We start from the raw sequence: 11,832 nt of genomic DNA, 5'->3' as shown, positions 1-11,832 counted from the left end.
CTAAAAGGAACTTTGTGGATGTCCACTGCAAACGAATACGCCGGATTAGCTGCACTTTCCATCTGCGAGTCACTCCTGCTTGCCATGAATGACGCCGAGTTGTTGCCCGAAAACGAGATCATGGGAGTTCTGCGGGATGCCGCGGCTGCCCACGAGAACGCCATTGGCACTGAGGTAAACAGGAAGGAGCACCGGGCTGCTGCTGACCTGATCAACGCAATCATTGTTGGTGGCAAATCGGTTCGGCACCCGTGATGTGGGTTTGCGTGCGCCGATTGGCATCCTGAACCTGCTTCGGTGAGCGTTATTCATCATGTGTTCGGCCCCCATCATCCTTGGCGTCAGGAAGACGCCGTAGCCAGAAAGAGCCTGGCAATCCTGGGAGATACCTATGGAAGAACGTCTTGTAGATGTTATCGACAGCAAGGGACGGGTCCTGCACACTTATCCCATCACACTTGGTGAGGCCGACAGAGTTGCCAGCGACGCCGACTACAAGGCCAAAGCCTTGCAGGCTGCCGCTCATGGTATGCTCGTTCCCCACGCCGAACTCCCTGGCTTGACCACCCGGATGCACCAAAGCCGGGGAGGCCGGCTGCAGCCCTATAGCGATGAGATCAGCACCACTTCGGAAACCAAACTTGGCTTAGAACAGGCTGTTCGTGATCAGGCCTATGCCCTGTGGGAACAGGAAGGGCGGCCAGACGGACGCGCCGAAGAGTTCTGGCATCGTGCCCTCGAGCAGCATCTCAAGGGGCGTGCCTATGTCCTGTGGCAGCAAGAGGGGAGTCCGGACGGCGGCGCCGACAAAGATTGGCATCAAACCCGCGAGTTCCAGTCGCAATAACGATTGGGGAGCGGCGTGAGGAACACCGCGCAAGGGCCACCACAAAGAGCATCACCCTGGCGCCGCCGAGCCATAAGCAATTCCCAGGCAGCGTTTTCGTCAAGAACCAAAGGTCTATCAAGCTTGCTCCACCCCCTTCTACTAGCAATCCGCATTCCCGCCGTCTCGGCGGAACAGCTTGGCTGCTGCCCCCTAGCGCGCGCCGCTGTTTACGCAAAAAGCGAATGCAGGTGGGCATGAAGGTTGCCGATACGGCCTTGTGTGACCTGTCAGTTGATGTTGTCGACAAGCGTGTGGTCCTGTCCGGCCAGCTGGTCGTGTGGACGCTGAGCAAGCTGTCTGACACGCCAGATGCGGCGCAGATTGATCTTGCTGCGGTGATCCGGATGGATACGGCAGGTGCATGGGAACTGACGCGGCGACGTGCGGCAGGCGGCAGGCTGACCGGACTGTCGGACCATCATGCCAGTCTGCTTGCGACCGTCACTGAGGCGTTGCCGGTGCCGGACCCGGCCGTCGAAATTCCTGCCTGGTGGCGTCGCACTCTGGAGGGGACAGGGCGTCGCGTGGCCGGGGTGCTGGTGTATCTGAGCGAGCTGGCCGAGTATCTGGGACGCACCCTGGCGGCGCTTTGGCGGGGCTTATGCCACCCGTCACGATTTCCTGCGACGTCCCTGATCCATCACTGCCAGGAAACCGGCTTGCGTGCCGTGCCGATCGTTGCCGTCATGTCCTTCCTCATCGGTGTGGTCCTGGCCTTCCAAGGTTCGGACCAGCTTCGCCAATTCGGGGCGGAGGTGTTCGTGGTCGACCTGATCGCGATCTCGATCCTGCGCGAGCTGGGCATTCTGCTGACCGCGATCATCGTCGCGGGACGCACGGCCTCGGCGCTGACCGCGTCTATTGGGTCGATGAAGATGCGCCAGGAGATCGACGCAATGCGGACCCTGGGGCTTGACCCCGATCTGGTGCTGGTTTTGCCCCGCATATTGGCCTTGGTCTTGATGCTGCCGATCCTCGGCCTGGTTTCGGCATTGACCGGACTGCTGGGCGGGGCGGTCATGTCCTGGATCGAGCTGGGCATTTCTCCGGCCGTTTTTGTGGCGCGATTGGCAGATGTCAGCGTCAGCCATGCCGTGGTCGGGCTGACCAAGGCGCCGGTTTTCGCATTGATCATTGGCGTGATCGGCTGTCATGCCGGGATGCGTGTCGGCAAGGATGCTGAATCGCTTGGACGGATGACCTCGTCCGCCGTAGTCAGCGCGATCTTTGCGGTCATCATCGCCGACGCAGCCTGCTCGATCGTCTTCGCGCAGGTGGGATTGTGAACGGCGGTCCTGTTGTCCGCGTCCGCGGCCTGCGCACGCAGTTTGGCAATCACGTCGTGCATGAAGGGCTGGACCTGGACCTGCGGCGTGGCGAGATCCTGGGCGTCGTCGGCGGGTCCGGGACTGGCAAGTCGGTCCTGCTGCGCGCCATTGTGGGCCTTGAGGCGTGCCAAGGCGGCACAATCGAGGTGTTGGGAAAGCAGATCGGAACCCTTTCCGGTGTTGACCGTCGCGCACTGGAACATCGTTGGGGCGTGATGTTCCAGGACGGAGCCCTCTTTTCGTCGCTGACCGTGCGCGAGAATGTCGAGGTGCCGCTGAAGGCCGTGGCAGGACTTTCGGATACACAGCGACAGGGATTGGCGGAACTCAAGGTCTCGATGGCGGGGCTGCCCTGGAAGGCCAACGGCAATTATCCCTCGGATCTTTCAGGAGGGATGCGCAAGCGGGCGGGACTGGCTCGCGCGCTGGCGTTGGACCCGGAGATCGTTTTTCTGGACGAGCCTACGGCCGGGCTGGACCCGATCGGTGCATCGGCCTTCGACCGGCTTATCGTGACGCTGCGCGACGCGCTGAACCTGTCGGTGTTTTTGGTGACACATGACCTGGACACGCTGCACGCCTGTTGCGACCGCGTGGCGGTGCTGGCCGAACGCAAGGTGCTGACAACCGGCACGATGGCCGAGATGCTGCAGGTCGATCACCCTTGGGTGCACGAGTATTTCCACGGGCCTCGGGCGCGCGCTGCGAACGAAGGCATCCCGGACAAGGACTGATCCCATGGAAACCAAAGCCAACTATATCCTGATCGGGGCCTTCACGATTGCAGGCTTCCTGGGCATCCTGGGGTTTGTTCTGTGGTTTGCTCAATTGGAACTGGACCGTCAATTCGCCTATTATGACGTGTACTTCCCGGACGTGTCAGGCCTCGGTCCGTCGTCTGACGTGCGTTTCGCAGGGCTGCCGGTCGGGCGGGTCGTGGACATGCAGCTGGCCCCCGGCAATCCCCTGCCTGTCCGGGTTCGGCTGGAGGTGATCCTGGATACGCCCATACGCAGTGACAGCGTTGCCGCAATGGAGGTGCAGGGCGTCACGGGCGTGGCGCTTGTTGCGGTCACCGCAGGCTCCGAGAGCGCGCCCTTGCTCAGAGAGACCGACACCTCTGCTGTGCCGGTCATCGCCTCCAGCCGATCGGCACTGCAGACGCTCAGCGACGAGGGGCCGCAGATCATCAACCGCCTCAGCCTGGTCGCCGAACAGCTGTCCCAAATCCTGGGACCGGACAATCAGGGCCGGGTGGCTGCGATCCTGGACAATGTGGAACGATCCAGCGGCAACCTGGATCAGGCGTTGGACGATGTGGCCACAGCGACGGAGGCGATTTCAGAAGCTGCCACGGGCATTGCGGCCTTTGGAACGCAGATGGATGGCCTCAGCCGCAGTGCCGGCGTGACGCTGGAGCGTTTTGCCGATGCCGCGTCCGAGGCCGAGACCACTTTGAGCGCCGCCACGGCGACACTGGACCGGGTGGACCGCTATGTTTCAGGCGATCTGACGACGCTGACACAGCAGTTGGAACGCAGCGCTGCCGGGTTGACCGCTTTCAGTGAACGAGGCGCGACCAGCCTGGACGGTCTCGACACGGCATTGGCCGCAGGCACGCGCGCCTTTGACGCGGCAGAAATGGTCATCAGCCGCGATCTTGCCCCCGTGGCCGGCGACCTGCGTGGCACTTTGGCTGCGGTGAACACCGCGCTGGCCAGCCTGCCAGAAGATCTGCCGCAAATCACCGCTAGCCTGCGTCGGGCCGCAGACTCGGCCGCTGTGGCGTTTCAGTCGCTGGGTATCGTGATCGAGGGCGCCCGCGCACCCGTGCAGACATTTGCCGCTGACACGTTGCCCCAGATTTCGCGCTTGTCTCAAGATCTGCGCTCGCTGGTCGAGAACATGAATCAGCTTGTCTCAACCCTGCGCCGCAATCCGACACAGTTGCTATCCGGTCCTCGTACCCCTGAATTCCGTCGATGATGAGGTTTCCCATGCGCCTGCTTCCCGCCGTTTTGATCGCAGCCTTGAGCACCTTGCCGGGATGTGGTGCTCTGTCCGCCCTTCAGGGCGAACCAGAGCGCGATCTGTTCGAGCTGCGCCCTCCTGCTGCCCGCAGCTGCGGGCGGGCCCGCATTGGAGAACTGGTTGTCGAACCCCCAAAAGCGCGCGGCACGCTCGACAGCGACCGGATCATGATCCGTCCGTCGGCCCTGCAGACACAATACCTGCCAGACGCGCAGTGGGCGATACGGTGCCAGCAATGCTGCAGCGTTTGCTGGTCCAAAGCCTGGGCGCAACGGGCAGCTATTCCCAGGTCGGCCGCGCTCCCCTCGGTCTGTCGGGAGACTATGCCCTGATCAGTGAGGTCCAGGATTTTAACGCCGAACTGACCCCTGATGGCGTGATCATTCAGATGACGGTTGATGCGCAGATGGTAAGCGAGATGGAAGCAGACGTAATCTCGCGTGGTCGTTTCGCCGCCACCGTTCCCGCGGCGAGCACCCGCACGGCAGATTTGGTCCCGGCCTTCGATGCAGGGGCGCGGCAGCTGGTCACGCAGATGACCGACTGGGGTCTGCGCGCCTCTGGTGTGAACCCGGCGGGGTGTCGATAAGGAAAGGGCCGCGCAGCTACTATCCTGCGTGCCGGAAGGGTCCAACTTCCGGATGTGTCCCGGCGCTGCCGACGTGACCACGGAACTAGTTTGAGGGCTCTGCGCACACCGCAGCCTCTGCGTAATGGCAAAAGCTATGAAGGAATTCACAAATGACGGATATCAGGTTTGATTTCGAAGGCAAGACGGCGCTGGTCACCGGCGCAGCTTCGGGGATCGGGCGTGCGATTGCGCTGGAACTCGGCGCTTCGGGTGCTCTGGTCGTTATCAGTGATCTTGACGCGGAGGCCTGCCGCTCGGTGGTCGAAGAGATCGCAGCGAATGGTGGGAACGCTTGCGTCTTTGCTGCAGATGTTTCTGACGAGGATGCAATGCGGGAAGCGGTCGAATTTGCCCAAAGGAAGGGCGGCGATCTGCACATGGCCGTCAACAACGCCGGGATCGGCGGTCCAAGCGTCCCCACGGGCGAGTATCCGGCCGCCGACTGGCGGCGGGTGATCGATATCAACCTTAATGGCGTCTTCTACGGGATGCGCTGGCAGATCCCGGCCCTGCTGCGTGCGGGCGGCGGCTCGATCGTGAACATGTCGTCGATCCTCGGCTCTGTCGGGTTCGCCAAGGCCGCGCCCTATGTCGCGGCCAAGCACGGGCTGCTGGGACTGACAAGAACGGCTGCAATGGAATATGCGCAGCAAGGCGTGCGGGTGAACGCCGTCGGACCAGCCTTCATCAACACGCCGCTTTTGTCGGCAAATCTGTCGCCCGAAACGCTTGAGGCACTGGCGGTGATGCATCCGATGGGCCGCATCGGCACCCCGGAAGAAGTTTCGGGGCTGACCTGCTTCCTTCTGTCAAATCGCGCCAGTTTCATCACCGGCAGCTATCACCTGGTCGATGGCGGCTACACCGCGCCCTGAACCCAGCTGGAGTCCCCCATTGGATCCCTGTCTTCAGCGCAGGCAGTTCCAGCCTGAAATTCGGCCTGTTCGATGAGGATCGCCAAATCTTCAAGGGCAGCTTTGACCGCTTCCGCGAAAACGGCTGCGACCTTGTCTTCGAAAGCCCCGGCAGCGAACCAGTGCCGCATCGTGCTCAGCCGGTTCCACCCATCCACAAGCCCGAGGCGATTGCAAAAGCCGTCTATCGTGCAGCCCTCCAAGCCCCAAGAGAAGTCTGGCTGGCTGGTTCAGCCGTGAACTGCCGCGAAGCGGGTACAAGGCTCGGATGGCGCGGTCCCGCTGCGTGAACACAAGATACTGCTTGCACGCCGGCTTCTTTCAAATCCCAACGTCACCCTCTACTCTTGCTCCATGCAAGGGACCCGCGCGGCCAGGTCAACTCCGATGATCAATGCGTCCTTCATAGCTGGATCCTCCTGGTCCTCTTGGAACCATAGTGGGCACAATTGGTGTCAGGAGGAGCTATCTCACCAATTAACAGAGACGAATACCGGGGCTACATCATACCGCTCATTTCGTGCTGTCCAGACAGTCCGCTGGCTCGTTCCGCCTTTTGCGCCACCATGACCTCTGTTGTGATCAACAGTCCCGCGATCGAGGCCGCATTCTCCAGCGCAATCCTCACGACCTTGGTCGGATCGATGATGCCCGCCTGCAGCATGTCGCCATATTTCTCCAGCTGCGCATCGAAGCCAAAGGAGGTGCTGGCGTTGTCAATAACCTTGCCGACGACAATCGATCCGTCGAAACCTGCGTTCTCGGCAATCTGACGCAATGGCGCCTGAATTGCGCGGCGGATGATCTTGATGCCGGCATCCTGATCGGGAGTATCTCCGTTGAGGCGCGCCAGAACCTTGCCGGCATGTACCAGAGCCGCTCCGCCGCCGGGCACGACGCCTTCCTGCACCGCCGCACGGGTGGCATTGAGCGCGTCATCAACCCTGTCCTTGCGTTCCTTGACTTCGGTCTCGGTGGCACCCCCGACCCGGATGACAGCGACCCCGCCCGACAGTTTGGCCAAGCGCTCCCGCAGCTTCTCCTTGACATAGTCCGAGGTGGCATCCTCGATCTGGCTGCGGATCTGGGTCACCCGCAAGGCGATCGCGGCCTTGTCGCCCGAGCCATCGATGATTGTGGTCGTGTCCCTGGTGATGACGACTTTCTTCGCAGAGCCGAGCATGGCCAGTGTGACGGTTTCCAGCTTGGTCCCGAGTTCGGTGGAGATCAGCTGTCCGCCTGTCAGCACCGCCAGGTCCTCCAACATTGCCTTGCGGCGATCGCCAAAGCCGGGCGCCTTGACTGCGGCGACTTTCAGACCTCCGCGCAGCTTGTTGACGACCAAGGTAGCAAGCGCCTCACCCTCTATGTCTTCGGCGATGATCAGAAGCTGCTTGTCGGCGTTGATGACCGCCTCCAGGAGCGGCACCATGGCCGCCAAGGACGTCAGTTTTGTTTCGTGGAGGAGGACAACACAGTCTTCCAGTTCGACGATCATCCGCTGCACATTGGTGATGAAGTAGGGACTCACGTAGCCGCGGTCGAACTGCATGCCCTTAACGACTTCCGTTTCAGTCTCCAATCCCTTGTTTTCTTCGACGGTGATGACGCCTTCATCTCCGACCTTCGCCATCGCCTCGGCGATCTGACGTCCAATGGCAGCTTCTCCGTTGGCAGAAATGGCGCCGACGTTGGCGATCTCGTCGCTGTCCCGGACCGGCCGCGACATCGTTCTCAGCTCTGCCACGACGGCTGCAACTGCTTTGTCGATCCCACGCTTGAGATCCATCGGGTTCATGCCGGCAGCGACCGATTTTAGGCCTTCCCTGACAATGGCATGGGCCAGCACCGTCGCGGTTGTGGTGCCATCGCCGCCCTCGTCATTGGTGCGGGATGCGACTTCTTTCACCATCTGGGCACCCATGTTCTCGAAGGGATCCGACAACTCGATGTCTTGGGCAACAGCAACGCCATCCTTGGTGATGCGCGGGGCGCCGAAGGATTTGTCGATAACGACGTTGCGCCCCTTGGGACCAAGGGTGATCTTGACAGCGTTCGCCAGCGTGTCGATGCCATTCAGCATCCGGCGGCGGGCATCTGTACCAAATCTGACGTCTTTTGCGGGCATGTTGCGGTCTCCTGAGCATGGGACTGTTACGAGGATTACCGGATGGCGTGTTGATCCCGGGGATGGTGCTCTCCTTCCTCATCAGAAGGTCTTCATCGCCGGACTTGCGACACATTTCCGTCACGACCGTCGAGCCGAGCTCCCGTCGGCAATGATGGCGTTCATCAACTCTGCAACGGCACGATGTTCTTCTATCTCGAGCTCCGAGCCGATGGCGTTCTCGTGGGTGGCGTCGCGGAGCACGCCCACGATCTTGTGCTTCGGCAGCACCCCGCGTTTGCTCTTGGCAGGCAAGAGCGCTTCGCAGATCGAAAGGGCTGCCTGTCCTGCATGATTTCTGACCGTCGGCATCTCCGATGCTCCTTCATGGCCATGCGTCCGGGCAGAGGGATTGACCTGATGCATTCGTAGTTTCGCAGAAATTGCTGTATGCTGGACTGATCGAAAGCAGTCCCCGAACCGTTTTCTTCCAAAACTCCGCAAAGTGCCGGGAGGACCATGTCACCAGTGGAGACCAGCCCTCAGCAGGATATGTCGAAGGTTAAAGCCGAAGGGCTTTATTATAATGAAAAATGCCCGCACTCATCTCATGGATTGCTGACGCCCGCTGAAGCCTATGATACCGCCAACCAGCACCTGAAAGCCGCTGCCTGACATGAAACCCATGCCAAAGCTTAGCTGAGCGGCAATCTGGTCGAAAATTCCGGACCACCTCTACCTTTAACAGACCGTAAGCATGCTCGTCGTGCTTGCGGGACTTGGCCCCCTTGCAAAGGGGGCGTTCCTGCAGGTTGCATTTGGGGATCATGACATCGGGCCGGAGCTAACTTGTGTCAGCACTCACCGCATCGTCTCGCCGTAGAAGAAGGAGATCGTTCGGGCATCTCCGCTCCTTTGCCTCACCGGCCTGTCCTGCCACAGCAAAAAGGCTGAACAGGCCTAGCCAGAAAGGCCCGTTATGACGCTCGCCATCACGCCGCATGCACGCCCCCCAAGGCGTCTGATTGCGAGGATGTCCTCCCTGACAGGCATTATTGTGTTTGTCGCCCTTCCGGTGCTTGCGCAGGACGGCACCGGGCCGACGCCCAAGAACGCTCAGGTGCGCAGCTATGGCAGCGGCTGGACCTGCGACCTTGGCTATCGGGTGGATGGCGCGGACTGCCTGAAGCTTGTGGTTCCGGAGAATGCTGATGCAACGGGACGCTCCTCCGGAACAGGGTGGAGCTGCCGTCACGGATATGAAGAGGTGAGCAGGACGAGCTGTCAGCCGGTCGTGGTGCCCGCCAACGCGTTCCTGCAGTCTTCCGGCCACGACTGGCAATGTGAACGCGAATACCGGAAGGTTGGCGATGCAGGTCCAGGCCGTGCAAACGAAGACTGGGACCAAACGCGCGAGTTCCAGTCGCACTGACAATCTCCTGTAAACCGGATGAGCAGCTCTGGCTTATGGGGCTGCTCGCTCCGGCTGTCTTGAAGGCCATGGTGAGACCGCCTGCCCTGATAGGTTAAGCAGCGACATTCACCTCGACGGTCATGTCGACCAATGCGTCCGGACTGCCGGAAAAACTGCCGGATATTGGAACAGCCTGACGAATGTCACGTGCAACAGCCACGGGAACAAGGTTACTGGATCCCACGCTTTGGTTGGTGGGATCAAAGGTGATCCAACCCGCACCGGGAATGTAGATCTCCACCCAGGCATGGGTGGACCCACAGTCACCGGAACCGATCAGGACGCGCCCGGGATCGAAAAGGTAGCCAGAGACAAGACGCGCCCCGAGCCCAAGGGCCCGTGCGCTCTCTGCAAGCAGCACCGCAAAGTCGCGACATGATCCCTGTCCCCTACGAAGCGTTTGCAGGGGCGACTGCGTGCCCTCGCTTTCCCGTATCTCATAAGACATCTGCGCCGCGATGCCTGTGTTGATGTCCTTCAGCAAGGACAGCGTGTCCGTGGGCCGGTGGAGGACAAAGCCCTCGATCCATGTGGCGAGGAGACGCTCGTTGTCTTCGAACTGGGGCCGCGTCAACGCCCCGAGATCGGTCCATTCGTCATCAGAGTAGAGAAACGGGTATTCGATCGCAGTGGCGGCGATTGGAAAGACCGGCCACGCAGGCGCGCTCAAGTCAATCTTTGCCCGGCTTTCGATCATCAAGCTGTCTGTCGGAATTGGAAACGTCGCGATCGCAATCGAATTGCCCGCCACGTCCTGCGACCACGCAAGGTCAGCTCGCGGGAGGATATCGATGTCGTGCAAGATGAGCCTGTGCTCTGGGCTTTCCCGGGGCCGCAGCATCAGCCGGTGCGGGCCGAGCATGACGGGCTGTCTATAGGCATAGGTGGTTCTATGGGTCACGGTTACTATGGGCATGACGGTTCCTTCTGTTGGGGCAGATGCAGGCGTCAGCCGAAGCATCGCCATTGCAAGCCGGCGCGGTAAGCCGACGGCCTGCTGCAATCAGCCTGTGATGGCGAGAGACCGTCAGAGAACGTGGGCACGGAAGCAATTGTCGGCCTCGCATCGGCTTCGTCATTCCCCACGATCCTCGTTCCCCTAGCCTCGGCCTTAAATAAGGCTTCTTTGCCAAACCAGAGATGGCCACCCGGGAAGGCGGTTCTTTTTCCGGAGTAACCCGCCTTCTTCGGCCATCCTCCGTAACGCCTCGGCGTCCTCACACTTCTGTTGAGAAGCTTCGTCGGTGTATGCGCCATTGGGTTGGCGTTTTTGATCTTCTGGATTGTCGGAAATCGCTGCGGCCATTGTCGAGCCTCCCTATGTAACCGGACGGAACAGCCTGCCGCAACACTTGAGATATGGGCTTCGGACGATGGCTTTGCATCAGCGCCCCGGGAGCTAACGTGCGACGCCCTGAGGAGGCGTTAAAGAAACGCCGTTTTCGGGTTCAAGGAAGCATGATCAACCTCCTCGTGCTGCCGATCCTGCGGGATGATCAGGGTGATGGGCTTGCCCAGCATCTCCTGCGCGCTATAGCCGAAGATGCGTTCTGCAGCGGGGTTCTAGCTGAGTTTCAGCTCAGAGCGATGCTGTTGAGGTCCTTGGCGACGATTGCATCATTCGAACCTTCAACGATCGCGGCAAAATGCTGCTGCAGGTTTTGTCCAGAAGCGGCATGAACTTTGCCGAGTGACGGCGTGCAAACGCACTTCAACCTCATGTTCAAGATAAAGCACAAGGGCAGGTTTACGGTAAGAGGTCTGCCCAAGTCTTTGAGCCTGGGAAGAACCTTCGTCAAGGCTCCTTGAATTTTCGCCCGCGCGGACACCAGGAAATCACCTGGAACCGTCTGGAGGATAATGCGGCCTGTTCAAGGTTCATCTTTGCTGGTCAGGAAGCGCGGTCTTGCAACATCGCCGCCTGACGCCAAAGGTTCTGGTGCACCCTGATCCGGTGTGGCTTCTCGTTTCGGCCTCGAAGTTCGGGCGGAAGAGCGTCGCAGGGTCCCTGCTTGTCAACCGGCTCTCCGGATAGCCTGTCAGTCCTTCGCTATGGCACTAAAGCCAGCCGCGTCTCTTGAAATAGAAATATGGCAGTGTCTGACGTCAGCGCCCATGGAACAGATTAGACAGATTGCGTGACGGAGGGTTCTTGGCTCATCGTAGCCCTTATGGAGCGAAGATGAGCAAGAAGCCCATGACGACGAAAGCCGAGGCGGAGAAGGCAGTCAAAGATATCTGCCGGGCGACGCGTAAGATCCACAGCGCGGAAGAAAAGATCCGCATTGTCCTGGCCGGCCTGCGGGGTGAGGACAGTATCGCAGACCTGTGCCGTCGCGAAGGGATCGCCCAAAGCCTGTATTACAGCTGGTCGAGGTAGTGTCCGAGCACGTGGTGTAATTTCACCGGCACGTTCGGTGTAATCTCGGGTGGCCATCGAGGTGTATGATCGAGGTGG

The 11,832-nt window shown here is 60.5% G+C and carries 14 protein-coding genes and 2 pseudogenes; 10 read left to right on the top strand and 6 right to left on the bottom strand.

Annotation, left to right across the window (positions count from 1 at the left end; all coding sequences use genetic code 11):
• From IE224_RS19755 to IE224_RS19725, 7 genes are all read left to right on the top strand, one after another.
• Nucleotides 1–255: hypothetical protein (locus IE224_RS19755; RefSeq protein ID WP_308434867.1), on the top strand; the 255-nt coding region annotated here is incomplete at its 5' end.
• 136 nt (nucleotides 256–391) lie between these two features.
• Nucleotides 392–847, top strand: a complete 456-nt coding sequence (locus IE224_RS19750) for a DUF2934 domain-containing protein (protein WP_191313112.1) — start codon at nucleotides 392–394, stop codon at nucleotides 845–847.
• Nucleotides 848–1,083: 236 nt separating this feature from the next.
• Nucleotides 1,084–2,175, top strand: a complete 1,092-nt coding sequence (locus IE224_RS19745; protein WP_191313111.1) for an MlaE family ABC transporter permease — start codon at nucleotides 1,084–1,086, stop codon at nucleotides 2,173–2,175.
• Nucleotides 2,172–2,951 carry an ABC transporter ATP-binding protein gene (locus IE224_RS19740; protein ID WP_191313110.1) on the top strand — a complete coding sequence of 260 codons (780 nt, stop codon included), beginning with the start codon at nucleotides 2,172–2,174 and terminating at the stop codon, nucleotides 2,949–2,951. The genes IE224_RS19745 and IE224_RS19740 overlap by 4 nt, the downstream gene beginning before the upstream one ends.
• A 4-nt stretch (nucleotides 2,952–2,955) precedes the next feature.
• The gene (locus IE224_RS19735) at nucleotides 2,956–4,203 is read left to right on the top strand and encodes an MlaD family protein (protein WP_191313109.1); all 1,248 of its coding nucleotides are present in this window, start codon (nucleotides 2,956–2,958) and stop codon (nucleotides 4,201–4,203) included.
• 280 nt (nucleotides 4,204–4,483) lie between these two features.
• A complete protein-coding gene (locus IE224_RS21185; protein ID WP_229849478.1) occupies nucleotides 4,484–4,837 on the top strand; it encodes an ABC-type transport auxiliary lipoprotein family protein in 354 nt (117 codons plus the stop codon).
• A gap of 152 nt (nucleotides 4,838–4,989) precedes the next feature.
• Nucleotides 4,990–5,754 carry an SDR family NAD(P)-dependent oxidoreductase gene (locus IE224_RS19725; protein WP_191313108.1) on the top strand — a complete coding sequence of 255 codons (765 nt, stop codon included), beginning with the start codon at nucleotides 4,990–4,992 and terminating at the stop codon, nucleotides 5,752–5,754.
• Here the strand turns inward: IE224_RS19725 and IE224_RS19720 are convergent.
• The 3 genes from IE224_RS19720 to IE224_RS19710 form a co-directional block, all read right to left on the bottom strand.
• Nucleotides 5,739–5,924: a hypothetical protein gene (locus tag IE224_RS19720; protein WP_191313107.1), complete on the bottom strand. Its 186-nt coding sequence runs from the start codon at nucleotides 5,922–5,924 to the stop codon at nucleotides 5,739–5,741. The genes IE224_RS19725 and IE224_RS19720 overlap by 16 nt on opposite strands.
• Before the next feature lie 368 nt (nucleotides 5,925–6,292).
• Entirely contained in the window at nucleotides 6,293–7,921 is a 1,629-nt protein-coding gene (gene groL, locus IE224_RS19715; RefSeq protein ID WP_191313106.1) for a chaperonin GroEL, read from the bottom strand.
• 120 nt (nucleotides 7,922–8,041) lie between these two features.
• A complete protein-coding gene (locus IE224_RS19710; RefSeq protein WP_191313105.1) occupies nucleotides 8,042–8,272 on the bottom strand; it encodes a hypothetical protein in 231 nt (76 codons plus the stop codon).
• A 147-nt stretch (nucleotides 8,273–8,419) separates the two neighbouring features.
• Between IE224_RS19710 and IE224_RS19705 the strand changes: the two genes are divergently transcribed.
• Nucleotides 8,420–8,575, top strand: coding sequence for a hypothetical protein (locus IE224_RS19705; protein ID WP_191313104.1), 156 nt, complete (start codon nucleotides 8,420–8,422; stop codon nucleotides 8,573–8,575).
• A 304-nt stretch (nucleotides 8,576–8,879) separates the two neighbouring features.
• Entirely contained in the window at nucleotides 8,880–9,332 is a 453-nt protein-coding gene (locus tag IE224_RS19700; protein ID WP_191313103.1) for a hypothetical protein, read from the top strand.
• Between the two features lie 94 nt (nucleotides 9,333–9,426).
• Here the strand turns inward: IE224_RS19700 and IE224_RS19695 are convergent, their stop codons facing one another.
• From IE224_RS19695 to IE224_RS21180, 3 genes and pseudogenes are all read right to left on the bottom strand, one after another.
• Nucleotides 9,427–10,290: a transglutaminase family protein gene (locus IE224_RS19695; protein ID WP_191313102.1), complete on the bottom strand. Its 864-nt coding sequence runs from the start codon at nucleotides 10,288–10,290 to the stop codon at nucleotides 9,427–9,429.
• Between the two features lie 509 nt (nucleotides 10,291–10,799).
• A pseudogene (locus IE224_RS21465) lies at nucleotides 10,800–10,925 on the bottom strand (hypothetical protein); the annotation flags it as partial.
• A gap of 23 nt (nucleotides 10,926–10,948) precedes the next feature.
• Nucleotides 10,949–11,173, bottom strand: coding sequence for a hypothetical protein (locus IE224_RS21180; RefSeq protein WP_202380360.1), 225 nt, complete (start codon nucleotides 11,171–11,173; stop codon nucleotides 10,949–10,951).
• Between the two features lie 383 nt (nucleotides 11,174–11,556).
• Here IE224_RS21180 and IE224_RS19685 point away from each other — a divergent pair.
• Nucleotides 11,557–11,751: pseudogene (locus tag IE224_RS19685) on the top strand (transposase); the annotation flags it as partial.
• Nucleotides 11,752–11,832: the final 81 nt, after the last annotated feature.

It is taken from the genome of Paracoccus aerius (assembly GCF_014656455.1).
Lineage (GTDB): Bacteria > Pseudomonadota > Alphaproteobacteria > Rhodobacterales > Rhodobacteraceae > Paracoccus > Paracoccus aerius.
Note: the sequence above shows the minus strand (reverse complement) of the source record. Positions and strands in the feature narration are given on the sequence as shown.

Bases quoted from the DNA above. Each gene is read 5' to 3' on its own strand.
- IE224_RS19750 (WP_191313112.1), top strand. From the start codon at position 392: ATGGAAGAACGTCTTGTAGATGTTATCGACAGCAAGGGACGGGTCCTG.
- IE224_RS19745 (WP_191313111.1), top strand. From the start codon at position 1,084: ATGAAGGTTGCCGATACGGCCTTGTGTGACCTGTCAGTTGATGTTGTC.
- IE224_RS19735 (WP_191313109.1), top strand. From the start codon at position 2,956: ATGGAAACCAAAGCCAACTATATCCTGATCGGGGCCTTCACGATTGCA.
- IE224_RS21185 (WP_229849478.1), top strand. From the start codon at position 4,484: ATGCTGCAGCGTTTGCTGGTCCAAAGCCTGGGCGCAACGGGCAGCTAT.
- IE224_RS19725 (WP_191313108.1), top strand. From the start codon at position 4,990: ATGACGGATATCAGGTTTGATTTCGAAGGCAAGACGGCGCTGGTCACC.
- IE224_RS19720 (WP_191313107.1), bottom strand. From the start codon at position 5,924: ATGCGGCACTGGTTCGCTGCCGGGGCTTTCGAAGACAAGGTCGCAGCC.
- groL (WP_191313106.1), bottom strand. From the start codon at position 7,921: ATGCCCGCAAAAGACGTCAGATTTGGTACAGATGCCCGCCGCCGGATG.
- IE224_RS19710 (WP_191313105.1), bottom strand. From the start codon at position 8,272: ATGCCGACGGTCAGAAATCATGCAGGACAGGCAGCCCTTTCGATCTGC.
- IE224_RS19705 (WP_191313104.1), top strand. From the start codon at position 8,420: ATGTCACCAGTGGAGACCAGCCCTCAGCAGGATATGTCGAAGGTTAAA.
- IE224_RS19700 (WP_191313103.1), top strand. From the start codon at position 8,880: ATGACGCTCGCCATCACGCCGCATGCACGCCCCCCAAGGCGTCTGATT.
- IE224_RS19695 (WP_191313102.1), bottom strand. From the start codon at position 10,290: ATGCCCATAGTAACCGTGACCCATAGAACCACCTATGCCTATAGACAG.